The organism is Dokdonella ginsengisoli, assembly GCF_042652785.1.
In the GTDB taxonomy this organism is placed as follows: domain Bacteria; phylum Pseudomonadota; class Gammaproteobacteria; order Xanthomonadales; family Rhodanobacteraceae; genus Dokdonella_A; species Dokdonella_A ginsengisoli.
This window is the reverse complement of sequence record NZ_JBHSHD010000007.1, coordinates 597,005-619,030: the sequence shown is the minus strand read 5'-3', so window position 1 is coordinate 619,030 and position 22,026 is coordinate 597,005. Positions and strand designations below refer to the sequence as shown.

At 69.1% G+C, this 22,026-nt stretch carries 23 protein-coding genes; 15 read left to right on the top strand and 8 right to left on the bottom strand.

Translation table 11 applies throughout. From position 1 onward, the window contains the following. Nucleotides 1-14 precede the first annotated feature (14 nt). Nucleotides 15-1,211, top strand: a complete 1,197-nt coding sequence (prpF, locus tag ACFO6Q_RS10290) for a 2-methylaconitate cis-trans isomerase PrpF (RefSeq protein WP_380020653.1) — start codon at nucleotides 15-17, stop codon at nucleotides 1,209-1,211. Between the two features lie 21 nt (nucleotides 1,212-1,232). Here prpF and ACFO6Q_RS10285 read toward each other — a convergent pair whose 3' ends face one another. The 5 genes from ACFO6Q_RS10285 to ACFO6Q_RS10265 form a co-directional block, all read right to left on the bottom strand. Continuing rightward, complete coding sequence (locus ACFO6Q_RS10285) at nucleotides 1,233-1,757, bottom strand: SRPBCC family protein (protein ID WP_380020651.1); 525 nt, start codon at nucleotides 1,755-1,757, stop codon at nucleotides 1,233-1,235. Beyond that, nucleotides 1,754-2,200 (bottom strand): MarR family winged helix-turn-helix transcriptional regulator, encoded by a 447-nt coding sequence (locus ACFO6Q_RS10280; protein WP_380020649.1) that lies wholly within the window; start codon nucleotides 2,198-2,200, stop codon nucleotides 1,754-1,756. Before ACFO6Q_RS10280 ends, ACFO6Q_RS10285 begins: the two co-directional genes overlap by 4 nt. A 92-nt stretch (nucleotides 2,201-2,292) precedes the next feature. Next, on the bottom strand, nucleotides 2,293-3,312 hold the full coding sequence (locus tag ACFO6Q_RS10275; protein WP_380020648.1) for a zinc-binding alcohol dehydrogenase family protein: 1,020 nt from the start codon (nucleotides 3,310-3,312) through the stop codon (nucleotides 2,293-2,295). Between the two features lie 110 nt (nucleotides 3,313-3,422). After that, nucleotides 3,423-3,578 (bottom strand): hypothetical protein, encoded by a 156-nt coding sequence (locus ACFO6Q_RS10270; RefSeq protein WP_380020647.1) that lies wholly within the window; start codon nucleotides 3,576-3,578, stop codon nucleotides 3,423-3,425. Between the two features lie 10 nt (nucleotides 3,579-3,588). Further along, a complete protein-coding gene (locus ACFO6Q_RS10265; protein ID WP_380020645.1) occupies nucleotides 3,589-4,806 on the bottom strand; it encodes an MFS transporter in 1,218 nt (405 codons plus the stop codon). A gap of 99 nt (nucleotides 4,807-4,905) precedes the next feature. On the opposite strand from ACFO6Q_RS10265, the gene ACFO6Q_RS10260 reads away from it, so the two are divergent. From ACFO6Q_RS10260 to ACFO6Q_RS10250, 3 genes are all read left to right on the top strand, one after another. Further along, complete coding sequence (locus ACFO6Q_RS10260) at nucleotides 4,906-5,940, top strand: LysR family transcriptional regulator (RefSeq protein ID WP_380020643.1); 1,035 nt, start codon at nucleotides 4,906-4,908, stop codon at nucleotides 5,938-5,940. Beyond that, on the top strand, nucleotides 5,927-7,375 hold the full coding sequence (locus ACFO6Q_RS10255) for a bifunctional 2-methylcitrate dehydratase/aconitate hydratase (RefSeq protein ID WP_380020642.1): 1,449 nt from the start codon (nucleotides 5,927-5,929) through the stop codon (nucleotides 7,373-7,375). Before ACFO6Q_RS10260 ends, ACFO6Q_RS10255 begins: the two co-directional genes overlap by 14 nt. A 205-nt stretch (nucleotides 7,376-7,580) precedes the next feature. Then, nucleotides 7,581-8,765 carry an OmpA family protein gene (locus tag ACFO6Q_RS10250; protein ID WP_380020640.1) on the top strand — a complete coding sequence of 395 codons (1,185 nt, stop codon included), beginning with the start codon at nucleotides 7,581-7,583 and terminating at the stop codon, nucleotides 8,763-8,765. A 198-nt stretch (nucleotides 8,766-8,963) separates the two neighbouring features. Here ACFO6Q_RS10250 and ACFO6Q_RS10245 read toward each other — a convergent pair whose 3' ends face one another. Further along, complete coding sequence (locus ACFO6Q_RS10245) at nucleotides 8,964-9,767, bottom strand: inositol monophosphatase family protein (protein WP_380020638.1); 804 nt, start codon at nucleotides 9,765-9,767, stop codon at nucleotides 8,964-8,966. A gap of 134 nt (nucleotides 9,768-9,901) precedes the next feature. Here ACFO6Q_RS10245 and ACFO6Q_RS10240 point away from each other — a divergent pair, with 134 nt between their 5' ends. Continuing rightward, nucleotides 9,902-10,699: an RNA methyltransferase gene (locus ACFO6Q_RS10240; RefSeq protein ID WP_380020636.1), complete on the top strand. Its 798-nt coding sequence runs from the start codon at nucleotides 9,902-9,904 to the stop codon at nucleotides 10,697-10,699. A gap of 24 nt (nucleotides 10,700-10,723) precedes the next feature. On the opposite strand, the gene ACFO6Q_RS10235 is transcribed toward ACFO6Q_RS10240, so the two are convergent. Continuing rightward, nucleotides 10,724-12,022 (bottom strand): hemolysin family protein, encoded by a 1,299-nt coding sequence (locus tag ACFO6Q_RS10235; RefSeq protein WP_380020635.1) that lies wholly within the window; start codon nucleotides 12,020-12,022, stop codon nucleotides 10,724-10,726. Nucleotides 12,023-12,222: 200 nt separating this feature from the next. Here ACFO6Q_RS10235 and ACFO6Q_RS10230 point away from each other — a divergent pair, with 200 nt between their 5' ends. Both ACFO6Q_RS10230 and ACFO6Q_RS10225 read left to right on the top strand, forming a co-directional pair. Then, nucleotides 12,223-12,852 carry a DUF47 domain-containing protein gene (locus tag ACFO6Q_RS10230; protein ID WP_380020633.1) on the top strand — a complete coding sequence of 210 codons (630 nt, stop codon included), beginning with the start codon at nucleotides 12,223-12,225 and terminating at the stop codon, nucleotides 12,850-12,852. A gap of 24 nt (nucleotides 12,853-12,876) precedes the next feature. Beyond that, nucleotides 12,877-14,007: an inorganic phosphate transporter gene (locus ACFO6Q_RS10225; protein WP_380020632.1), complete on the top strand. Its 1,131-nt coding sequence runs from the start codon at nucleotides 12,877-12,879 to the stop codon at nucleotides 14,005-14,007. A gap of 51 nt (nucleotides 14,008-14,058) precedes the next feature. Here the strand turns inward: ACFO6Q_RS10225 and ACFO6Q_RS10220 are convergent, their stop codons facing one another. Then, nucleotides 14,059-14,463: a hypothetical protein gene (locus ACFO6Q_RS10220; protein WP_380020631.1), complete on the bottom strand. Its 405-nt coding sequence runs from the start codon at nucleotides 14,461-14,463 to the stop codon at nucleotides 14,059-14,061. Nucleotides 14,464-14,510: 47 nt separating this feature from the next. Between ACFO6Q_RS10220 and ACFO6Q_RS10215 the strand changes: the two genes are divergently transcribed. The 8 genes from ACFO6Q_RS10215 (at nucleotide 14,511) to ACFO6Q_RS10180 (ending at nucleotide 21,894) form a co-directional block, all read left to right on the top strand. After that, nucleotides 14,511-14,897: an MGMT family protein gene (locus tag ACFO6Q_RS10215; RefSeq protein WP_380020629.1), complete on the top strand. Its 387-nt coding sequence runs from the start codon at nucleotides 14,511-14,513 to the stop codon at nucleotides 14,895-14,897. Between the two features lie 85 nt (nucleotides 14,898-14,982). Then, nucleotides 14,983-16,815 carry a DUF1800 domain-containing protein gene (locus ACFO6Q_RS10210; RefSeq protein WP_380020628.1) on the top strand — a complete coding sequence of 611 codons (1,833 nt, stop codon included), beginning with the start codon at nucleotides 14,983-14,985 and terminating at the stop codon, nucleotides 16,813-16,815. An 8-nt stretch (nucleotides 16,816-16,823) separates the two neighbouring features. Continuing rightward, entirely contained in the window at nucleotides 16,824-18,221 is a 1,398-nt protein-coding gene (locus tag ACFO6Q_RS10205; protein ID WP_380020627.1) for a DUF1501 domain-containing protein, read from the top strand. A gap of 252 nt (nucleotides 18,222-18,473) precedes the next feature. Continuing rightward, nucleotides 18,474-19,106, top strand: a complete 633-nt coding sequence (locus tag ACFO6Q_RS10200) for a rhomboid family intramembrane serine protease (protein WP_380020624.1) — start codon at nucleotides 18,474-18,476, stop codon at nucleotides 19,104-19,106. Nucleotides 19,107-19,114: 8 nt separating this feature from the next. Then, on the top strand, nucleotides 19,115-19,621 hold the full coding sequence (locus ACFO6Q_RS10195; protein WP_380020622.1) for a CinA family protein: 507 nt from the start codon (nucleotides 19,115-19,117) through the stop codon (nucleotides 19,619-19,621). Between the two features lie 124 nt (nucleotides 19,622-19,745). Continuing rightward, complete coding sequence (gene recA, locus ACFO6Q_RS10190; protein ID WP_380020620.1) at nucleotides 19,746-20,777, top strand: recombinase RecA; 1,032 nt, start codon at nucleotides 19,746-19,748, stop codon at nucleotides 20,775-20,777. Further along, nucleotides 20,777-21,352 carry a protein tyrosine phosphatase family protein gene (locus tag ACFO6Q_RS10185; RefSeq protein ID WP_380020619.1) on the top strand — a complete coding sequence of 192 codons (576 nt, stop codon included), beginning with the start codon at nucleotides 20,777-20,779 and terminating at the stop codon, nucleotides 21,350-21,352. Before recA ends, ACFO6Q_RS10185 begins: the two co-directional genes overlap by 1 nt. 50 nt (nucleotides 21,353-21,402) lie before the next feature. Next, entirely contained in the window at nucleotides 21,403-21,894 is a 492-nt protein-coding gene (locus tag ACFO6Q_RS10180) for a regulatory protein RecX (RefSeq protein ID WP_380020618.1), read from the top strand. Nucleotides 21,895-22,026: the final 132 nt, after the last annotated feature.

Below are 22,026 nucleotides of genomic sequence, written 5' to 3'. Positions count from 1 at the left end.
ATCGCGACCCAGCCATGACCCATCGACCCCAGATCCGCATCCCCGCCACGTATCTGCGCGGCGGCACCTCGAAAGGCGTGTTCTTCCGCCTGCAGGACCTGCCCGCGGTCGCGCAGGCGCCCGGTCCCGCGCGCGATGCGCTGCTGCTGCGCGTGATCGGCTCCCCCGATCCGTACGGCAAGCAGATCGACGGCATGGGCGGGGCGACCTCGAGCACGAGCAAGACGGTGATCGTGTCGAAGAGCGCGCGGCCCGGGCACGACGTCGACTACCTGTTCGGCCAGGTCTCGATCGAAAAGCCCTTTGTCGACTGGTCCGGCAACTGCGGAAACCTGTCCGCCGCGGTCGGCCCGTTCGCGATCGCGAACGGGCTGGTCGACGCGGCGAAGATCCCGCGCGACGGCACGTGCACGGTGCGCATCTGGCAGGCGAACATCGGCAAGACGATCGTCGCGCACGTGCCGATCGTGAGCGGCGAGGTGCAGGAGACCGGCGATTTCGAACTCGACGGCGTGACTTTTCCGGCGGCCGAGATCCAGCTCGAATTCCTCGATCCGGCCGATGAGGGCGAGGACGGTGGCGCGATGTTCCCGACCGGCAATCTCGTCGACGAACTCCAGGTGCCGGGCGTCGGCACCTTCGCGGCGACGCTGATCAACGCCGGCATTCCGACGATCTTCCTGAACGCGGCGGACATCGGTTACACCGGCACCGAGCTGCAGGATGCGATCAACGGCGATGCGCAGGCGCTGGCGAGGTTCGAGACGATCCGCACGCACGGTGCGCTGAAGATGGGCCTGATCAAGGATCCGGCCGAGGCGGCCTCGCGCCAGCACACGCCGAAGATCGCCTTCGTCGCGCCGCCGGCCGACTACGTGTCGTCGAGCGGCCGCAAGGTGGCCGCCGGCGACGTCGACCTCAACGTGCGCGCGCTGTCGATGGGCAAGCTGCACCACGCGATGATGGGCACCGCCGCGGTCGCGATCGGCACCGCGGCGGCGATTCCCGGCACCCTGGTCAACCTCGCCGCCGGCGGCGGCGAGCGCGAGGCGGTGCGCTTCGGGCATCCGTCCGGCACCCTGCGCGTCGGCGCGCAGGCGCGCCTGGTCGACGGCGCATGGACGGTGACCAAGGCGATCATGAGCCGCAGCGCGCGCGTCCTGATGGAAGGCGCGGTGCGCGTTCCGGGCGAGACGCTCGCGCCGCGTTGAGGCGGCGCCGCGTTTCGCCGCTCAGTCGCGCAGGCGCTGCGGCGCAGAACCACCGAGCCGGCCGACCAGCGCCTGGAGATAGCTGTCGATCGAGGCGTAGTGGCCGAACACGTAGCGCGACAGAAGGCGGAACAAGGGCGAGGTCACTTCGCCGTCTTCGGTAATCGTGACGAGACTGCCGTCGCCGTCCGGACGGATGTCCCAGGTCCAGCGGCCGCCGTAGCCGAGATCGGTGTCGGCGATGCGCGTGACGAAGCGATGTGGCGCTTCGGCCGCTTCGATGCGGTAGGTGATCACGCCGTGCTTGCCGTTCTCGCGGAATCCGGACGTATTGCCTTCGGCGCCGAGCAGTTCGACCGACTTCACGTCCTTGCGCCAGGCGGGCGTGTTGCCGACGTCGGTGACCAGCGCGTAGACCGCCGCCGGCGCGGCGCCGACGCGAGCCTGCATGCGCGCGCGATGCTGCACCGGCAGGCGCGAACCGAAGAACAGCGCGCAGGCGAGAAGTCCGACGAGCACGACGACGATACCGAGCAGGATCTTCACGGCGTTTCCTTGGAAAGTTCACGGGCGGCGCGCGCGAGGAGGGCCAATCCCTCCAGCGCGCGTTCGCGTTCGGAGGGAGCGAGAAGGGCGAGCAGGGCGGCAGCGCGCTGCGGATCGAGCACCGAGCTTTCGGCCATCGCGATCTCGCCGCGCGAGCTGAGGCGCAGCCGGTGCACGCGACGGTCGTGCGCGTCGGCTTCGCGTTCGACGTAGCCGAGCCGTTCCAGCCGGGCGAGCGCGGCCGACAGCGTCGACGGCCGGATCTGCATGTGCTGGGCGAGTTCCGCGGCGGCGATGCCGTGACCGCGGTCGAGGTGCGAGAGCAGAGAAGCGTCGCGCGCGCTCAACGCATGCGCGTTGCTGCGCGCACGCACGTGCTCGACGTGGCAGGCGAGATAGATCTGCGGGTAGCAGCGCAGCAGCGCGAGAACGGCGTCGTCCATAGCGCGGCGATTCTAGGGTTGGCCGATCGTTCGTCAAATCGAACGATCGGCACCGCCGCCACGGCAGCCTCGACGGTGTCGAGGCGCCTGGATCAGGACCAGCCGCTCAGCGCGAGCTTGCCGATCGTCGTGCCCGATTCCAGGCGCGCGTGCGCCGCGCGCAGGTTGGCCGCGTCGATCGGCGACAGGGTTTCGGTCAGCGTCGTGCGCAGCTCGCCGGCGTCGACCAGCTCCGCCACGCGGGCGAGGATCCAGCCCTGCCGCTGCATGTCGGCGGTGCGGAAGCGCGGCCGCGCGAACATCATCTCCCAGTGGATGCCGATGCACTTGGCCTTGTACGGATCGCCGATCTTCAGCGCGCCGCGCGGCTCGACGATCAGGCCGACGTGGCCCTGCGGCGCGAGCAGCTCGCCGAGCGGTTCCCAGTAGCGGTCGGTGTCGGCGAGGTTGACGGCGGCGTCGACCTCGTCGAAGCCGAGCGCCGCCAGCTGCGGCTTCAGCGCCTGGCGGTGATCGATCACGTGCTGCGCGCCCATGCGTTCGCACCAGGCGATCGTCTCGGGGCGCGACGCGGTGGCGATCACCGTGAAGCCGGCGCGGCGCGCGAGCTGGATCGCGATCGAGCCGACGCCGCCGGCGCCCGCGATCACCAGCAGAGACTTGCCGCGGTCGGCGCCTTCCGCGTCGAGCGGCATGCGCTCGAACAGCAGTTCCCAGGCGGTGATCGCGGTCAACGGCAGCGCGGCGGCCTGGGCGAAGTCCAGCAACTGCGGCTTGCGCGCGACGATGCGTTCGTCGACGAGATGAAACTGCGCGTTGGTGCCGCCGCGCGTGACGTCGCCGGCGTAGTACACGGCGTCGCCCGGACGGAACGAGCTGACCTCGCTGCCGACCGCCTCGACCACGCCGGCGGCGTCGTAGCCGAGCACTTTCGGCTGCGCCTCGACGGCGTCCTTCGGCGCGCGGATCTTGGTGTCGACCGGATTGACCGACACGGCCTCGACACGCACGAGCAGGTCGCGCGGGCCCGGCTCGGGTCTGGGCAGCTCGACGTCGAGCAGGGACTGCGGATCGGAAATCGGCAGGTAGCGGGTGAGTCCGACGGCTTTCATGGTGTGGCTCCGGTGGGGGCGGCGGTGTCGCCGAGCAGCAGGGAAGAATCGATCGAGTCGGCCACGGCCTGGTAGCCGGGGTCGCCGGGATGCAGATGGTCGCCGGAATCCTACGCCGGCAGGAAACGCGCCGGATGCGCGGGATCGCGCGTGACGGCATCGAAATCCAGCAGCGCGTCGAATTCACCGCTCCCGCGCATCCAGGCGTTCACGCGCTGGCGCACGCGTTCGTTCGGATGGCAACGCGGCATTCGCAACAGATTCATCGAGGCGACTTCAAGCCCGTTCCGCGGCGCAGTTCATTGCGCGCGGCGACGCGCGCCGGCGGTCGGCGCGCTGCGCCCAGAGCGCGACGAGCAACCCCGAGGCGGTCACCGCCGCCGCTGCCCAGGTCACCGCGCCCAGGCCTGGGCCGCGGTCGATGACCACGCCGCCGAGCCAGGCGCCGAGTGCGTTGCCGAGATTGAAGGCGCCGATGTTCAGGCTCGAGGCGAGGCTCTGCGCGCCCTGCGCCTTCTGCAGCACCCACAGCTGCAGCGGCGACACCGTGGCGAAGGCGGCGATACCGAGCAGGCCGACGAAGACGACGGCGGCCGTCTTGTCGTGCAGCGCGAACGTCATCAGGGCGAGCGTCATCGCCAGCGCGCCGAGCGTGCCGAGCAGGGCCGGCAGCAGGCGCCGGTCGGCGAGACGGCCGCCGAGGACGTTGCCGGCGATCAGGCCGATGCCGAACACGAGCAGGATCGGCGACACGCCGCTCTCGTCGTAGCCGGTGATGCGGGTCAGGATCGGCTGCACATAGGTGAACACCGTGAACACGCCGGCGAAGCCGAGCACGGTGGTGGCCAGGCCGTACAGCACCTGCGGCCGCGCGATCGCCGCCAGCTCCTGGCGGAACGCGACCGGCGCCTCGCCGCCGCGATCGGTGGGCACGAGCGTGGCGATCACCGCGGTGGCGACGATGCCGATCGCGGTCACCGCCCAGAACGTCGCGCGCCAGCCGAAGTGCAGGCCGATCCACGCGCCCGCCGGCACGCCGAGCAGGGTGGCGACGGTGAGGCCGGTGAACATGGTCGAGATCGCCGAGGCCTGGCGGTCGGCGGCGACGAGACGGGTGGCGACGACCGCGCCGACCCCGAAGAAGGTGCCGTGCGCGAGCGAGGTGATCACGCGCGCCGTCATCAGCACCGCGTAGTTCGGCGCCAGCGCGCAGATCAGGTTGCCGATCGTGAAGATCACCATCAGCGCGATCAGCACCGCCTTGCGCGGCAGACGCCCGGTCGCGGCGGTCAGCAGCGGTGCGCCGACGAAGACGCCGAGCGCGTAGCCGGAGATCAGCAGGCCAGCGGCGGAGATCGTCACCTGCAGGTCGGCGGCGACCTGCAGCAGCAGTCCCATGATGACGAATTCGGTGGTGCCGATGCCGAAGGCGCCGGCGGTCAGCGCATACAGCGCGAGCGGCGTGCGGGGGCGGGAAAGGGCGGAAGATTCCATGTCGTACGCCGGAGTCGGGGAGGGGCGTAGCGTGGGCGCTTGCGGATTGCCGAAAAACCGTCAGGATAGGCAATCAGTTTCAATGATTCGTTGAGAATCGTGGACCGGATCGGCGACATCAGCCTGTTTCTGCGCGTGCTCGACCTCGGCTCGATCAGCGCCGCCGCGCGCAGCCTGGACCTGTCCGTCGCCGTCGCCAGCCAGCGGCTGCGGCGGCTCGAACAGCAGCTGGGCGTGCGCCTGCTGCACCGGACGACGCGCCGGCTGCACGCCACGCCGGAAGGTGCCGCGCTGGCCGAGCAGGGGCGCGCGCTGGTCGAGGACCTCGAGGCGCTGGCGACCGATCTGCGCCAGAGCGGCGTGGAGGCTTCCGGCACGCTGCGCGTGACGACCTCGGCTTCGTTCGGCCGCCAGTACCTGTCGCCGCTGCTGCCGGAGTTCATGCGCCGCCATCCGCGCGTGCGCGTCAGCGTCGATCTGGACGATCGCGTGCAGGACCTGATCAGCGCCGGCTACGACCTGGCGATCCGCATCGGCGCCCTGGCCGATTCGCGGCTCGTCGCGCGCCGCATCGCGGCGAACCGGCGCGTGCTGTGCGCCGCGCCGGCCTATCTCGACCGGCACGGCACGCCCGCGGTGCCGGCCGACCTGACCGCGCACGAATGCCTGATCCTCACCGGCAGCCTGGGGCGCCAGGACCTCTGGCGCATCGTCGACCGCGACGGACACGAGACCGCCGTGCGCGTCAACGGCCGCTTCGAATCCAACTACGGCGAAGTCCTGCGCGACGCGGCGCTTGCCGGCCTCGGCATCGCCCTGCACTCGACCTGGCACGTCCACGACGATCTGTGCGCCGGCCGCCTCCGGGCGGTTCTGGAAGACTGCCGCATCGCCGAAACCGGCATCTACGCGGTGATGCCGCAGCGCCGGCTGGTGCCGCTGCGCGTGCGCGCCTTCATCGATTTCCTCGAGGAGCAGTTCGGCGGCGTGCCGCCGTGGGAACGCGATTGCGCTCCTGCCGGCCGCGCGCGTCCCGCCGGCACGCGTCACCGCGTGTCGGCGCACGCGAACGCTCCCGTGCCGGCGAAAAGCCGCGCGCGCCCGCGCAGCCGGAGGCCCGATGAGCCCGCCTGACGTCCGTTCCGCCGCGCGTCCGGCTCCCGACGCGCCGATGGTCGAGATCGCCGACTACGTCGTCGACTACGAAATCCGCTCCACCGAAGCACGCGACACCGCGCGTCACGTGCTGCTGGATTCGCTCGCCTGCGCGATGCTGGCGATGAAATTTCCCGAATGCGTCGAGCGCCTCGGGCCGCTGGTGCCGGGCGCGGTTCTGCCCGGTGGCGCACGCGTACCGGGCACGGCATGGGAACTCGACCCGGTGCAGGCCGCCTACAACATCGGCGTGCAGGTGCGCTGGCTCGACTTCAACGACACCTGGCTGGCGGCCGAATGGGGCCATCCTTCCGACAATCTCGGCGCGATCCTCGCGGTGGCCGACTACCTCTCGCGCCGCGCCGTGCGCGAGGGCGGTGCGCCGCTGCGCGTGCGCGAGGTGCTCGACTGCGCGATCAAGGCACACGAGATCCAGGGCTGCTACGCGCTGCGCAATTCCTTCAACCGCGTCGGGCTCGATCACGTGATTCTGGTGCGGCTGGCCTCGACCGCGGTGGCCACGCGCATGCTCGGCGGTGGCAAGCCGGAAATCGTCGACGCGGTGTCCGAATCGTGGCTCGACAACGGCGCGCTGCGCGCGTACCGGCACGCGCCGAACACCGGTCCGCGCAAGAGCTGGGCGGCGGGAGACGCCTGCCGGCGCGCTGTCACGCATGCGCTGAACGCGGTCAGGGGCGGGGTCGGCTATCCGTCCGCGCTGAGCGCGAAGACCTGGGGCTTCTACGACGTCGCCTTCCGCGGACGGCCGTTCGAGTTCGAGCGGCCGTTCGGCACGTACGTGATGGAAAACGTGCTGTTCAAGCTCAGCCATCCGGCCGAGTTCCACGCGCAGACCGCGGTCGAGTGCGCGATGCGGCTGCATCCGCAGGTCGCCGGCCGGCTCGCGCGCATCGACAGGATCGTGATCGAAACGCAGGAAGCCGGCCTGCGCATCATCGACAAGACCGGGCCGCTGGCGAACTACGCCGACCGCGATCACTGCATCCAGTACATGGTCGCGGTGCCGCTGATCTTCGGACGCCTGACCGCGCAGGACTACACTGACGCGGTCGCCGCCGACCCGCGCATCGACGCGCTGCGCGAGCGCACCCTGGTGCGCGAAAATCCGCGCTTCACGCAGGAATATTTCGATCCGGACAAGCGTTACATCGGCAACTCGGTGCAGGTATTCTTCGACGACGGCAGCTCGACGGAGAAGGTGTCGATCGACTATCCGATCGGGCACCGCCGGCGGCGCGCCGAGGGGATGCCGGTGCTGCTGCGGAAGTTCGAAACGGCCCTGGCCGGCCATCTGCCGTCCGGGCGGGTAGGCCATCTGGTCGGCCTCGCCCACGACCCGGGGCGGCTGGATGCGATGCCAATTCACGAGTTTGTGGACGCGTTCGCCCTTTGACTGACTCATTCCTTAACAACATCTTCACAAAAGGCTGGCCGAGCACCCGGCAATACGGCTAGAATCCGCCCGGCCCTGAAACCCGTGATAAAGTGTTAAGTGCACGTTTCCTTTACGTCATATTGGCGTAGACTAGAAAGGGTGCAGCGTCCTGCGATGGGTTGGGCGGACGCATCGATACAAAAACGTAGAGAGGAGACTCTGGATGAAACGTAAAGCCCTAAGTGCGCTCATCGCCCTGGCGCTCGTCGGCGGCACCAGTGCCGCTGTTCACGCGCAGGACCTCGGTGGTAACTGGTACATCGCCCCGCGTATCGGTGCGAACTTCTCCGACAGCGACCGTCAGACCGATACGTCGGTTTGGGGTGGCGTCGGCGTCGGCGTTTGGGTCAACCCGAACCTGGCGATCGATTTCGAATACACGATCAACAACGCCGATTTCGAAGACGATTCCTGGCGCGTCAACCAGCTGCCGACCGGCAAGCGTGACAAGCAGTGGGAAAATGTCGGCCTGGGCGTTTCGGCCCGTTGGTTCTTCGGCGACGCCGGTTCGGCGTGGCGTCCGTACGTGATGGCCGGCCTCGGTGCGATGCGCCACACGGCCTACTCGGGCGTGCTGACCGCCTCGACCGGTCTGGAGAACGACGGTTGGGATCCGTTCGCCACCGTCGGCGCCGGTATCCAGTACAACATGTCCGAGCGCGTCGCGCTGCGCGGTGAAATTGCCGCCCGCTACGACCACGACAACAACACGATGAACAACCTGGCCGAAGCGGTCGGTTACAACGTCAAGCGCAAGAGCGGCTTCACCGACGGCATCGTCAGCGTGGGCCTGGTGTACAGCTTCGGCGGCGCCGCGGCTGCTCCGCCGCCGCCGACCCCGGTCGCTCCGCCGCCGGCTGCGGACTGCCACTCGCTCGACGACGACAAGGATGGCGTGAACAACTGCGATGACCGCTGCCCGGATACGGCCGCTGGCACCATCGTCGGCCCGGATGGCTGCCCGCAGAAGGTCGTCATCGACCTGCGCGGCGTGAACTTCAAGTTCGACCGTCCGAAGAAGGGTGAGCACAAGATCGAGCCGACGCTGCAGGCTCCGACGGCTGATTCCGTCGCGATCCTCGACCAGGCGATCGACGCGCTCAACCGTTATCCGGAGATCAAGGTCGAGCTGGACGGCCACACCGACTCCGTCGGTACCGACCAGTACAACCAGGGTCTGTCGGAGCGTCGCGCCCAGATCGTGGCCGACTACCTGACCTCGCACGGTATCGACTCCAGCCGCATCATCGCGGTGAAGGGCTTCGGCGAAACGCAGCCGATCGACACCAATGCGACCAAGGAAGGCCGTGCGCGCAACCGTCGTACCGAAATCAAGGTCGACCAGTAAGCGCATCGAGCGGTAACGTGAATGAAAAAGCCCGGCGCAAGCCGGGCTTTTTTTTTTGCGATCGATCCTTGATCGCTGCTTGTGACTGCGGCGAAAGACTCCGCAGTGGATCAACTTCGGCCGAGTCCAGGGCAGCCATCCATGGCCGCACTCTTCACCAAGAGCAGGTCTGCTGGGACGAAGTTCGAGTCGAATGGATCAGCGCAGGGCGAGCGGCGGCGTCAGCTCGGGCGCGATCGTCTTGACCATCGCGCCGGCGACGGCGACGTTGCCGGCGATCAGATGGCCGCTTTCCGGAAGGCCGTCGCGGCCGACGAAGTCGCAGTAGCGTCCGCCTGCCTCGCGCACGAGCACGCAGCCGGCCGCCATGTCCCAGGCGTACAGGCCGATCTCGTAGAAACCGTCGAAGCGGCCGGCGGCGACGTAGGCGAGGTCGAGCGCGGCCGAGCCGCTGCGGCGGATGTCTTCCGCTTCCGCCAGCAGTGCGCGGGTCATGCCCAACTGCGCTTCGAGGTGCCGGCGCTGGCGATACGGAAAGCCGGTGGCGAGCAGGGCGCCGCCGATGCCGTCGCGCTTGCCGACGCGGATGCGGCGGTCGTTGAGATAGGCGCCGTTGCCCCTGTCCGCGGTGAACAGTTCGTCGCGCAGCGGATCGTAGACGACGCCGAGCGTCGGCTCGCCGTTCTCGAGCAGGCCGATCGAGACCGAGAAATGCGGAAAGCCGCGCAGATAGTTGCGCGTGCCGTCGAGCGGATCGATAACCCAGACGTTGCGCGAATCGCCGGTCTTGCCCGATTCCTCGGCCAGGAAGGCGTCGCGCGGATAGGCACGCTTGAGTTCGCGCAGGATTTCCGTCTCGGCCATGCGGTCGACTTCGGAAACGTAGTCGTGCCGCTGCTTCTCGATCACGTCGAGACTGTCCAGGCGGTTCATGTAGCGCAGGATGATCTGGCCGGCGGCGCGCGCGGCGCGCACCGCCACGTTGACGGCGGGTCTGGGCATGCTGGTTCCGCTGGACGGAGTGAGAAAGAACGCGGTGCGGCGCACGGCTGCACGACCGCAAAGAATAGCAGATCGCCGCGACACGGGCGACTGCGCTATCGTCGCGTTCGACCGACGCGAGCGCTCGAACCTGCATGACCGAACCGAATTCCGCCGACGTCCTGGCGCGACTGCACTTCGTCCTCGTCCGCACCTCGCATCCGGGCAACATCGGCGCGGCCGCGCGCGCGATCCGCACGATGGGCATGCGCGGCCTGTCGCTGGTGGCGCCGCAGGCGTATCCGCATCCGGAGGCGCATGCGCTGGCGGCCGGCGCCGACGACGTGCTCGACGCGGCCGCGGTCCACGCGGATCTTCCTTCGGCGATCGCGAACTGCCGTCTGGTGCTCGGCGCGACTGCGCGTCGTCGCGGCGTGCTGCTCGACGAACTCAGTCCCCGCGAGGCGGCGCAGCGCGTGCTGGCGAGCCTTTCCGCCGGGCACGAGGTCGCCCTGCTGTTCGGCAACGAGCGCAGCGGTCTGGACAACGACGAGATCAAGCTCTGTCACGCGGCGATCGCGATACCGAGCGATCCGACCTATTCCTCGCTCAATCTCGCGCAGGCGGTGCAGGTGGTGGCCTACGAGCTGCGTCTGGCCTGGCTGCAGGGTGGGCTTCCCGTGCCGGCCGCGCATGCCGATCCGCCGGCCAGCAGTGCGGACCTGGAAGGCTATTTCGAGCATCTGGCGCGCACGCTCGACGAGATCGAGTTCCACAAGGGGCGCTCGCCGCGCACGATCATGCAGCGGCTGCGCCGCTTCTTCCTGCGCGCGCAGCCGGACGCGCGCGAGCTGCGCATCCTGCACGGCATCCTCGCCGACACGCAGCGCATGGCGCGCCTCGCGCGCGGTGTGACGCCGGACGGGCGATCGGCGACCGACGAAAAGGACTGAGGCGCTGGCCGGCGCGGAGCGCCGTCAGGGGGATTTTCGCGAGATCAGCAGCTTGTCGATGCGCTTGCCGTCGAGATCGACGACCTCGAAGCGGAAACCGCTCGCGGTGAAGTGCTCGCCGGGCTGCGGAATGCGGCCGTAGTGCGCCACGACGAGGCCGGCGGCGGTACGGAAATCGTGTTCCTGCTCGTTCGGCAGCTCGGCCAGGCCGAGCAGCTCGCGCAGGTCGTCCGCTCCGACGCTGCCGTCGACCAGCCAGCTGCCGTCCTCGCGCTGCACGATCGGGTGCGCGAGCGTCTCGGCGAACGGCGTGGCGGTACGGCCGACGACGGCGGCGAGCAGATCGTTGAGCGTGACCAGGCCTTCGATCTCGCCGTACTCGTCGACGACGAGCGCCAGCGGCGTTTCCGCGTCGCGGAATTCCTCCAGCAGGTCGAGCGCGCGCGCGGTCGCCGGCACGTAGAGCGGATCGCGCAGTTCGCCGAACAGGTCGGCATGGGCCACGCCCGTGACGCGGCCGATCACGCGCTTGACCTCGAGCACGCCGAGGATCTCCTGCTCGCTGCCGCGATACACCGGATAACGCGAATACGGCGTCTCGCGCATCACGGCGAGGTTTTCCTCCAGCGGCACGGTCGCGTCGAGCCAGGTGATGCGCGTGCGCGGCGTCATCACGCTGTCGACCGTGCGGTCGCCCAGCCGCAGCACGCGATTGACCATGTTGCGTTCGTCGGAGTCGATCACGCCCTGGTCGGCGCCCTCGGCCACCAGCAGGCGGATTTCCTCCTCGCTGACGCGTTCGCGGCTGGTCCTGTCCATGCCGAGCAGGCGCAGCATCAGCCGCGTGGCCTGGATCAGCACGAAGGCGAATGGCTTGGCCAGCCACGCCATCACGCGCATCGGCGCCGCCACCGCGATGGCGTACCTCTCCGGGTCCACCAGCGCGATGCGCTTGGGCACCAGCTCGCCCAGCAGCATGTTCAGGAAGGTGATGCCGGTGACGCTGAGGGCGACGCCGATCGCGGTGCTGTAACGATCGAGAAAGGGCAGGTCCAGGGCGTCGAAGGCGACCGCGATGCGTTCGCCGATGCCCGCGCCGAGCGCGGCGCCGGCGCTGATCTGCAGCAGGGTGATGAAGACCTGCACGGTGGCCAGGAAGCGTTCGGGTTCCTGCACCAGCTCCAGCGCGAGCCGCGCGCGGCGGCTCCCCTGCGCGAGCTGCTTCAGGCGGCTCAGGCGCGAGGTCATCAGGGCCATTTCGCCGAGCGCGAAGAAGCCGTTCAGGAGGGCGAGCACGAGCACCAGCAGCAGTTCGATCAGCATTCCGCCCCGGCCGCTCCCGCCCCTTGGAAGGTATCCACCGTGTCCGGCCTCCTCGCCGCGCCATCGGCGGCCGGAGTGTAGCAACTCGTCGCAGCGCGCTTCCCCGCAGAGGGGCTTCGGTAACATAATTGCAACATATGGCTGCCGTCGCGCAGCTCCTGCAGCGGGTCCGCTGCGACAGTCGACGACAGGCGCATCCGATGTTTTCGTTGCAGACGATTTTCGGCAAGGGCGACAAGTTCTACGGACTGCTGGAAGCCAGTGCCGGGGCGGCGCACGAGTCCGCCGTCGCGCTGGTGCGCATGCTGCAGGCGCGGCAGGCGGTGCCGTCGCTGGACGAGTTCATGCTCGCGCGCCGGCGCGAGAAGGATCTCTCGGCGCAGATCAGCCAGGAGCTCGTCAACACCTTCGTGACCGCGCTCGATCGCGAGGACATCGAGGCGCTGTCGGCGGCGCTGAACAAGATCACCAAGGCGATCGCGAAATTCGCCGAGCGCTACTCGCTGGCTGCCGACCGCCTCGGCGACGTCGACTTCGGCGCGCGCGGGGTCATGCTCGAGAAGGCCGGCGAGGTCATCGTGCAGATGGTCGCCCAGCTGCGCAAGGGCATGAACCTAGAGACGATGAAGGCGCTCAACGACCGCCTGCAGGCGATCGAGAGCGAGGCGGACCGGCTGCTGCTCGAGCTGTACCGCGATCTCTACGGCGGCCGTCACGATCCGATCCGCATCCTGCTGCTGAAGGACCTGTTCGAACTGCTCGAAAAGGCGATCGACCGCTGCCGCGACGCCGGCAACGTGGTCTACCAGATCGTCCTGAAGAACTCCTGACGGCACGACGGACAAGGATCGCGCATGGAGCTGACGCTCGTCCTGCTGGTCGTCGTGATCGCGCTGGTGTTCGAATACATCAACGGCTTCCACGACACCGCCAATTCGATCGCCACGGTCGTCGCGACCAAGGTGCTCAGCCCGGGGCAGGCGGTGCTTCTCGCGGCCTCCATGAACCTGATCGGCGCGCTCGCCGGCACCGCGGTGGCGAAGACGATCGCGTCCGGGCTGATCGACACGAACGTGGTGGCGGTCACGCCGGTGGTGCTGATCTGCGCCTTGCTCGGCGCGGTGATCTGGAACCTGATCACCTGGTGGTGGGGCCTGCCTTCGAGTTCCTCGCACGCGCTGGTCGGCGGTCTCTGCGGCGCCGCGCTGGCGGCCGCGCACGACAACTGGGGCGCGATCATCTGGGCGCAGGGCGGCACGCACTGGTGGGGCGAGAAGGGCGTGGTGCCGAAGGTCATCGTGCCGATGGTGACCTCGCCGGTGGCCGGCTTCGTGCTCGGCCTGCTGCTGATGGCCCTGCTGTTTTCCCTGATGGAGTTTCTCGGCAGCCGCACCGGGCCGCTGCAGAAGCTCGGCCGCACGCGTTTCGCGAACCTGTTCTTCGGCAAGGCGCAGCTGGTCTCGGCGAGCGCGATGGGACTCTCGCACGGCCTCAACGACGCGCAGAAGACGATGGGCATCATCGCGCTGGCGCTGGCCGGCGCCACGGCGGCCGGTACGCTGGACGGCATGCCGGCCTGGCTCGGCTTCCTGAGGATCGAAGACAGCGCCGAGCATCCGTTCGAGATCGCGCTGTGGATCAAGCTGCTGTGCGCGGTGGTGATGGCGGCCGGCACCGCGGCCGGCGGCTGGCGCATCATCAAGACGCTCGGCCACAAGATGGTGAAGCTTCACCCGATCAACGGCTTCGCCGCGGAAACCGCGTCGGCGAGCGTGATCCTGACCGCCTCGCACTTCGGCATTCCGGTGTCGACCACGCACAACATTTCGTCGGCGATCCTCGGCGTGGGCGTGGCCAAGCGCGCCAACGCGATCCGCTGGACGGTGGTGGAGCGGATGATCTGGGCCTGGATCCTGACCCTGCCGGTCACCGGCACGCTGGCCTGGCTGCTGGTGCGCGCCGCGCGCGCGATGGGTTGGAGCTGAATCCCGTGCGCCGCGGGCGCGGTCCGCGCCCGATCGCACCGGATACTCGCCTCAGAACGAGTCGCCGCCGCTGGAAATGGCCTGCTCGAGGCGGTCGCCGAGCGCGCCGAGTTCGGTGATCACGCGGTCCAGCTCCGCCTCGGTGAGCAGCGCGTAGGGGCGGTTCTCGCACAGCTGCAGATAGGGCGAGCCTTCCAGGTCGCTGACGGCGAGGTAGCCGGTGCGCTGCTCCCAGTTGAAACGCAGGCAGCGCAGGCCGTCCATGCCCGTGAACGGACCGATCGGCGTGGAGATGCGCAGGTATTTCTGCCCGTCCTCGTCGTCCATCTCGGCCAGATAGATGCCCTGGTGGCGGGCGTCGTCGAGCGTCAGATCGAAACTGATCAGGTACGGATCGTTCGTGCGCAGGCTGTGGCGCGCGCCGACATGGGAGCGGATCTGTTCGAAACTCTGCACGGCGGTCCTTCGTTCGGAATCGGCGTCTATGCTAGCGTGCGCCGCCGATGAAGTCAGTCGAGCCGAAGCCGAACGCCGATCACGCCGCGATCCTGCGCACGATCGCCGCGATTCCCGCCGGGCGCGTGGCGAGCTACGGCGAGATCGCCGCGCGCGCCGGCCTGCCCAAGCGTGCGCGTCTGGTCGGCCGCGTGCTCGGCGAAACGCCGGCCGGGGTCGTGCCCTGGTACCGCGTGCTGCGTTCGGACGGCCGTATCGCGTTCCCGCCCGGCAGCCGCGGCTTTCGCGAGCAGGTGCGCCGGCTCGCCGCCGAAGGCGTGCTGGTGAAGAACGGCCGCGTCGACCTGGCCGCCCACGGCTGGGAGCGCAATCTGGACGATCTGCTCTGGGGACCGCCGCCAGCGGCGCCGCGCAAGCCGGTACGCCGCCGCTGATCCTGCCGCGAGTGCGCGCTGCGTCATGTTCGCGCGTGCCCCGTCGCGCTAGATTCGGCGCCGGTCGCGGGACGGGGAGATCGACATGGTCGCAGGCTGGCTGAGACGCTGGTCCGCATGGGCGGCGACGGCATTGCTCGCGGCGCTGCCGGTCCACGCGCAGACGCCGAGCCACTGGCCGGACGCGGCTTTCCGCGCCGGCTTCGAGGCCGCCTCCAGCGGCCCGGACACCGACGCCGACGCGGCGCGCTTCCTCGCGCAGGCGACGTTCGGTGCCACCGAGGCCGACATCGAGCACCTGCGTGCGATCGGCTACGAGGCATGGCTCGCCGAGCAGTTCGCGATCCCGGCGACCAAGCAGGTGCCGTACATGGACTGGGTGCGCTCGCTCGATCCGGACGCCTACCTCAGCGACAACGTGCGCCTGGAGGCATGGAACATGGCTGCGGCCGGCACGCCCGATCCGAGCCGGCCGGGCTTTCCGGCCAATGCGCGCGGCGACCAGCTGCGCCAGCGCGTCGCCTTCGCGCTCAGCGAGATTTTCGTCGTGTCGGAGAAGAACGGCACCCTGGCCTACCAGCCGTGGGCGCTGGCGAGCTACTACGACCTGCTGGCCGAGCGCGCGTTCGGCAACTACCGCGACCTGCTCGAAGGCGTGACCCTGCATCCGGCGATGGGCGTCTACCTCAGCATGATCGGCAACCGCAGGGCCGATCCGGAGCTCAACATCCGCCCCGACGAGAACTACGCGCGCGAGGTGATGCAGCTGTTCTCGGTCGGCCTGGTCCAGCTCGAGCCGGACGGCACGCCGACGCTGGTCGGCGGCGCGACGGTGCCGACCTACGGCCAGGCGACGGTGCGCGGTTTCGCCGCGGCCTTCACCGGCTGGATCTGGAACAACACCGGCTGCGGCGCGGACACCTATCCGTGCTGCACCGAGGAAACCTACACCTGGTGCGGCCCCTGGGCGAATGCCGACGACCGCCCGATCTGGCAGCTGCCGATGCAGCCGGTGGAGGCCTTCCACGACGCGACGTCGGACAAGCAGCTGCTCGACTATCCTGGCGCCGCACTGCCGGGCGGCGTGCTCATGCACGGCGGCGATGCGCAGGCCGAGATGCAGGCGGCGCTGGACAACCTGTTCCGGCATCCGAACGTCGGGCCGTTCGTCGCCACGCGGCTGATCCAGCGTCTGGTCACCAGCAATCCTTCGCCGGACTACGTGCGGCGCACCGCCGCGGTCTTCGCCGACGACGGCAGCGGCGTGCGCGGCAACCTGCAGGCATTGGTGCGGGCAATCCTGCTCGATCCCGAGGCACGCTACGGCCATTGGCAGAAGCCGACGACGTTCGGCAAGCTGCGCGAGCCGCTGCTGAAGAACCTGCATCTGTGGCGTGCGTTCCAGGGCCGTTCGCAGAGCGGACGCATCCAGAATCTGTCGACCTGGCCGTGGATCGAGGACTGGTACGGCCAGGCGCCGCTGCGCTCGCCGAGCGTATTCAACTTCTTCCAGCCGGCCTATCGTCCGCCGGGTGCGATCGCGGCACAGGGGCTGGTCGCGCCGGAATTCCAGATCCTCAACGACAGCACGATCGTGGCGACGCCCAATCAGCTGTTCATTCACCTGTTCTGCTACAACGTGCTCAATCACCAGTGCTACACGGAATCCCTTTCCGACACGCTGCTGATGGACATCCAGGCCGATGCGCAGCTCGCCGCCGGGAATCCCGCCGCGCTGGTCGACGCCTACGACCGGCTGCTGATGGCCGGGCAGATGTCGCCGTTCATGCGTTCGGTGCTGCTCACGCGCCTGCAGGCGATGACCTCGGCCGAACTGGGTGAAAACCTCGGGCGCGAGCGCGTGCAGCACGTGCTCTACCTGATCGTCAATTCGCCCGAATACTCGATCCAGAAGTGAGGCGAGCCATGCGAACGAGCCGTCGTGATTTCCTGCGCAAGAGCCTGTGCGCCGCGCTCTGTGGGGCGGGCGCGTATTCGGCGCTCGGAAACCTGCGGCTGATCTCCGCCGCCGCGGCGCAGCGGCCGTACCTGTTCGGCGACTACAAGGCGCTGGTGTGCGTGTTCCTGTTCGGCGGCAACGACAGCTTCAACACGCTGGCGCCGGTTTCCGGAACGGAGCGCACCGACTACGCCGCCTCGCGCGGCACCATCGCGGTGCCGGCGGGCGATCTGCACGCGCTGACGCCGGCCGCCGGCGGCGGACCGGCCAACTACGGCCTGCATCCGGCCGCGCCCGAGCTGGCGGCGCTGTTCAACGCCGGCAAGGCGGCGGTGGTCGCCAACGTCGGCGGCCTGCTGTATCCGGTCACGCAGGCGCAATACCAGGCCGGAACGGTGCCGGTGCCGCCGCAGCTGTTCTCGCATTCGGACCAGTCCGTGCAGTGGCAGACCTCGCGCCCGGACGACGCCAGTGCGAACGGCTGGGGCGGCCGCATCGCCGACCTGCTGCAGTCGTCCAACAGCGGCCAGGTGCCGATGAGCGTCTCGCTCGGCGGCAACAATCCGTTCCAGCGCGGCGCCGTGGTGCAGCCCTACGCGATGGGCACGCAGGGCGTGGAGCGTCTGAGCTACTCCGACGACGGCCCCGAGGCGTGGTTCCTCGAAGGCGACAACACCGCCGGCGCGGCCGCCTGGGATGCGCTGATCGAACCCGGCACGCAGACGCATCTGCTGGAGCGCGCCTACGCAGGCTCGGTGCGGCGCTCGATCGACAACTACCGCATCATCGCCGAGGCGCTCGGCGAGCCGCCGGCATGGACGACGCCGTTTCCGGACGACAACGAGCTCGCCGCGCAGCTGCAGATGGTCGCGCGCCTGATCGGCGCACGCGCCGCGCTCGGCATGAGCCGGCAGGTGTTCTATGTCTCGGTCGGCGGCTACGACACGCACGCCGCCCAGTTGAACGACCACCCCTATCTGCTCGGCCAGCTGTCGCAGGCGCTGCACGCCTTCCACGCGGCGACCGTGCAGCTCGGCATCGAGAGCGGCGTGACCACCTTCACCGCCTCCGATTTCGGCCGCTCGCTGGGCATGAACGCCGACGGCACCGACCATGGCTGGGGCGGACATCACTTCGTGCTCGGCGGCGCGGTGCGCGGCCAGCGCTTCTACGGCACGCTGCCGTCGCTGGCGCCGAACGGCAATCCCGACGACACCGGCTTCGGACAGATCATCCCGACCACCGCCGTGGATCAATACTCGGCGACGCTGGCGCGCTGGTTCGGCGTCGACGCTGGCGGCATCGCGGACATCTTCCCGAATCTCGGCCGCTTCGCCAGCGCCGATCTCGGCTTCATGACCTGACCCGCCGCGCGGTCGCGAAGCTGCGACGCGACAGGGCGTCGGATCGTCTCCCGTCACCGGGTCGGGCGCGCATTCGTCGGCGGACCAGGGGCGCCGCGGCCTCGCGCGGACGCCGATTCGCCGGTCACTGTCTGGTTCGCTCCCTCTCTTGCGTTCTTCATATTGAATCGGATCGGCGCAACCCGCATGCTCGGCATTTCGTGCCTGCGGCGGCCGGAGTTCCGATCCCGGCCAGGCACATGCAGGACAGTCATGAACATCGATCTTCCCCCCGTCACACGCGTCCTGCTGATCGTGAACGTCGCGGTCTTTCTGTTGCAGCAGGTCACCGGCAATCTGCTGGTGGTGCATTTCGCGCTGTGGCCGACGGGCCCTTCGCCGTACGGCAACGTGGTCGGCTTCGAGCCGTGGCAGCTGGTCACCTACGGCTTTCTGCACGGCAGCATCACGCACATCGTCTTCAACATGCTGGCGCTGTGGATGTTCGGCGGCGCAATTGAGCGCCTGTTCGGCTCGCGTCCGTTCGCGCTCTACTACTTCGTCTGCGTGATCGGTGCGGCGCTGGCGCAGCTGGCCACCGTGCACTACTTCACCGGCGGCTTCTATCCGACCCTGGGCGCCTCCGGCGGCGTCTTCGGCCTGCTGCTCGCCTACGGCATGATGTATCCGCACGCGCGCATCCTGCTGCTGTTTCCGCCGATTCCGATGCCGGCGTGGCTGTTCGTGATCGGTTACGGCGCGGTCGAGCTGGTGCTCGGCGTCACCGGCACGCAGTCCGGCGTGGCGCATTTCGCGCATCTGGGCGGCATGGCCTTCGGCTTCCTGCTGATCCAGTACTGGCGCGGCAAGTTTCCGCTGAAACCGCGCCGCATCCTGATGCGTTGAGGTTCGCGATGACTGCATTGCCCATTTCCGACGAGATGCTCAAAGCCCAGGCGCAGGCGGTGGCCGAATGCCTGCTCGCGCGCGGACAGACCATGGTCGCGGCCGAATCGTGCACCGGCGGCTGGATCGCCAAGGTGCTGACCGACATCGCCGGAAGCTCGCAGTGGTTCGAATGCGGCGTGGTCGCCTACAGCTACGAGGCCAAGGAAGCGCTGCTCGGCGTGCGCCCGCAGACGCTCGAGCGCACCGGCGCGGTCAGCCAGGAAACCGTGGTCGAGATGGTCTCCGGCGCGCTCGCGCGCTACGGCGCCAGCGTCGCGGTCGCGGTGACCGGCGTCGCCGGGCCTTCCGGCGGCACCACCGACAAGCCCGTCGGCACCGTCTGGGTCGGCTGGAAGCGCCGCGGCGGCTACGCGCGCGCGGAACTGTTCCATTTCGACGGCGACCGCGAAGCGGTGCGGCGCCAGACCGTCGCCGCCGCGCTCGACGGCGTGCGGCGAATTCTTACGAGCTGAAACGCGATCGTCGGATCGACCCGGCGGGGCGCTGTGGGATAATCGCGGCGAATCCGAAGTCTTAGCCGCTGAGACTTCGCCGCGGCACATTCGCCGCCTGACCCGCATCGATGAGGAATCCGCAATGGACGACAACAAGCGCAAGGCGCTCGCTTCCGCACTGAGCCAGATCGAGAAGCAGTTCGGCAAGGGAGCGGTCATGCGCATGGGCGACAAGACCGACGAGGCGATCGACGTCGTCTCCACCGGTTCGCTCGGCCTGGACATCGCGCTCGGCGTCGGCGGTCTGCCGCGTGGCCGCGTCGTCGAGATCTACGGACCGGAGTCCTCCGGCAAGACCACGCTGACCCTGCAGGTCATCGCCAACTGCCAGCGCAACGGCGGCACCGCGGCCTTCGTCGACGCCGAGCACGCGCTCGATCCGAGCTACGCGGAGAAGCTCGGCGTCAACGTCGACGACCTGCTGGTCTCGCAGCCGGACACCGGCGAGCAGGCGCTGGAAATCGCCGACATGCTGGTGCGCTCCAACGCGGTCGACGTGGTCGTGATCGACTCGGTCGCCGCGCTGACGCCGAAGGCGGAAATCGAAGGCGAGATGGGCGATTCGCACGTCGGCCTGCAGGCGCGCCTGATGAGCCAGGCGCTGCGCAAGCTGACCGCGAACATCAAGAAGTCCGGCACCCTGGTCATCTTCATCAACCAGATCCGCATGAAGATCGGCGTGATGTTCGGCAATCCGGAAACCACCACCGGCGGCAACGCGCTGAAGTTCTACGCCTCCGTGCGCCTGGACATCCGCCGCATCGGCTCGGTCAAGCGCGGCGAGGAAGTGATCGGTTCGGAAACGCGCGTCAAGGTGGTCAAGAACAAGGTGGCGCCGCCGTTCCGCCAGGCCGAGTTCGAGATCCTCTACGGCGAGGGCTCCTCGCGCGAGGGTGAACTGATCGAACTGGGCGTCAACAACAATCTGGTCGACAAGTCCGGTGCCTGGTACAGCTACAACGGCGACCGCATCGGTCAGGGCAAGGACAATACGCGCCTCTACCTGAAGGAGCATCCGGAGATCGCCGCCGACATCGACGCGCAGCTGCGCGCGAAGTTGCTGATCAAGCGCGGCGAATCGCCGCTGCCGGCGGTCGAGGTCGAGGAGGCGTGATGGTCACGTCCGCAGCGCCGGCCGTTGGCCGGCGCAAGCTCGCGCGAATCTTCCTTCTCGCGGCGTCCGCCGTGGTCGCCAGCGGCACGGCGGGCGCGGCGGAGCAGGGCACTCCCGAACAGGACGCGGCCCTCAAGCCGCTCGTCGGCGGCGTGTGGATTTCCGGCCAGATCACGCCGCAGCAGGTCGACGAGCTGAAGTCGCAGGGCATCAAGGCGATCATCGCCCTGCGTCCCGACGGCGAGGCGCCGGGCCAGCCGCCGTCGAGTTCGATCGACGCCGCGGCGCGCAGCGCCGGCCTCGCGTTCGCCTACGCGCCGGTCGCCGGCAGCGACATTCCGGGCAGCGCCGTCGACGCGGTCTCGCGCGCGATCGCGCGGCCGGACAACACGGTGCTGCTCTACTGCAAGAGCGGCCGCCGTGCGGCAAGGACCTGGGCCCTGGCCGAGGCCTCGCGCATGGGCGGCCTCGAGGCCGAGGCCATCGAATCTGTCGTGCAATCGGCGGGGCAGTCGGTCGACGACCTGCGCGACCAGATCGCCGCACGCATCGCGACGCGGCCGAAGCTGCCTTGAGCGGCGGCCGTTCGCACGCTGCGCGTCGCTGACCCGCCTCGCGGTCCGCCATGGCGCGACGTTCCCCGGACAAGCCCGCCAAGCGCAGCGCCTACGACCAGGCGCTCGGCCTGCTCACGCGGCGCGAGCACTCCACGCGCGAGCTGAAGACCAAGCTGCGCGCCGGCGGCCAGGCCGGCGCGGCGACCGACGCGGCGATCGAGCGCCTGCAAGCGCAGCGCTACCAGGACGACGAACGCTTCGCTGCCAGTCTCGCGCGACGGCGCGCCGCGCAGGGTTACGGTCCGCTGCGCATCCGTGCCGAGCTGAAGTCGCACGGCCTCGGCGATGCGGCGATCCGTGCCGTCCTGGCGGAAATCGACACGGACTGGGTCGAATCCGCCGCGGCGCAGCTGCGCCGCCACGTCGGGACCGATGCTCCGGCGGACGCCGCCGAGCGCGCCCGGCGCGCAGCCTTTCTCTTGCGCCGCGGCTTCGATGCGGCGACAGTACGCGCCGTCACGCATGCCGAAACGGGTGATCCGGGCCTCGGGTTGGATTGAGTCCCCGACTCGCCGGCCACATTTTGGCCGATGCGCCGAGCTCGAGCGTCATGCCCGCGAACGCACGTCTGCATCGTGTTCTCGAGCGGTCGCGGGGGTGAATCGCCGCGTTCGCGTCGATGACGTCTCGTC

Excerpts from the sequence above, each read along its gene's own strand:
- prpF (WP_380020653.1), top strand. The coding sequence starts at position 15 with ATGACCCATCGACCCCAGATCCGCATCCCCGCCACGTATCTGCGCGGC.
- ACFO6Q_RS10280 (WP_380020649.1), bottom strand. The coding sequence starts at position 2,200 with ATGGACGACGCCGTTCTCGCGCTGCTGCGCTGCTACCCGCAGATCTAT.
- ACFO6Q_RS10275 (WP_380020648.1), bottom strand. The coding sequence starts at position 3,312 with ATGAAAGCCGTCGGACTCACCCGCTACCTGCCGATTTCCGATCCGCAG.
- ACFO6Q_RS10270 (WP_380020647.1), bottom strand. The coding sequence starts at position 3,578 with ATGAATCTGTTGCGAATGCCGCGTTGCCATCCGAACGAACGCGTGCGC.
- ACFO6Q_RS10265 (WP_380020645.1), bottom strand. The coding sequence starts at position 4,806 with ATGGAATCTTCCGCCCTTTCCCGCCCCCGCACGCCGCTCGCGCTGTAT.
- ACFO6Q_RS10255 (WP_380020642.1), top strand. The coding sequence starts at position 5,927 with ATGAGCCCGCCTGACGTCCGTTCCGCCGCGCGTCCGGCTCCCGACGCG.
- ACFO6Q_RS10250 (WP_380020640.1), top strand. The coding sequence starts at position 7,581 with ATGAAACGTAAAGCCCTAAGTGCGCTCATCGCCCTGGCGCTCGTCGGC.
- ACFO6Q_RS10245 (WP_380020638.1), bottom strand. The coding sequence starts at position 9,767 with ATGCCCAGACCCGCCGTCAACGTGGCGGTGCGCGCCGCGCGCGCCGCC.
- ACFO6Q_RS10240 (WP_380020636.1), top strand. The coding sequence starts at position 9,902 with ATGACCGAACCGAATTCCGCCGACGTCCTGGCGCGACTGCACTTCGTC.
- ACFO6Q_RS10235 (WP_380020635.1), bottom strand. The coding sequence starts at position 12,022 with ATGCTGATCGAACTGCTGCTGGTGCTCGTGCTCGCCCTCCTGAACGGC.
- ACFO6Q_RS10230 (WP_380020633.1), top strand. The coding sequence starts at position 12,223 with ATGTTTTCGTTGCAGACGATTTTCGGCAAGGGCGACAAGTTCTACGGA.
- ACFO6Q_RS10225 (WP_380020632.1), top strand. The coding sequence starts at position 12,877 with ATGGAGCTGACGCTCGTCCTGCTGGTCGTCGTGATCGCGCTGGTGTTC.
- ACFO6Q_RS10215 (WP_380020629.1), top strand. The coding sequence starts at position 14,511 with ATGAAGTCAGTCGAGCCGAAGCCGAACGCCGATCACGCCGCGATCCTG.
- ACFO6Q_RS10210 (WP_380020628.1), top strand. The coding sequence starts at position 14,983 with ATGGTCGCAGGCTGGCTGAGACGCTGGTCCGCATGGGCGGCGACGGCA.
- ACFO6Q_RS10205 (WP_380020627.1), top strand. The coding sequence starts at position 16,824 with ATGCGAACGAGCCGTCGTGATTTCCTGCGCAAGAGCCTGTGCGCCGCG.
- ACFO6Q_RS10200 (WP_380020624.1), top strand. The coding sequence starts at position 18,474 with ATGAACATCGATCTTCCCCCCGTCACACGCGTCCTGCTGATCGTGAAC.
- ACFO6Q_RS10195 (WP_380020622.1), top strand. The coding sequence starts at position 19,115 with ATGACTGCATTGCCCATTTCCGACGAGATGCTCAAAGCCCAGGCGCAG.
- recA (WP_380020620.1), top strand. The coding sequence starts at position 19,746 with ATGGACGACAACAAGCGCAAGGCGCTCGCTTCCGCACTGAGCCAGATC.
- ACFO6Q_RS10185 (WP_380020619.1), top strand. The coding sequence starts at position 20,777 with ATGGTCACGTCCGCAGCGCCGGCCGTTGGCCGGCGCAAGCTCGCGCGA.
- ACFO6Q_RS10180 (WP_380020618.1), top strand. The coding sequence starts at position 21,403 with ATGGCGCGACGTTCCCCGGACAAGCCCGCCAAGCGCAGCGCCTACGAC.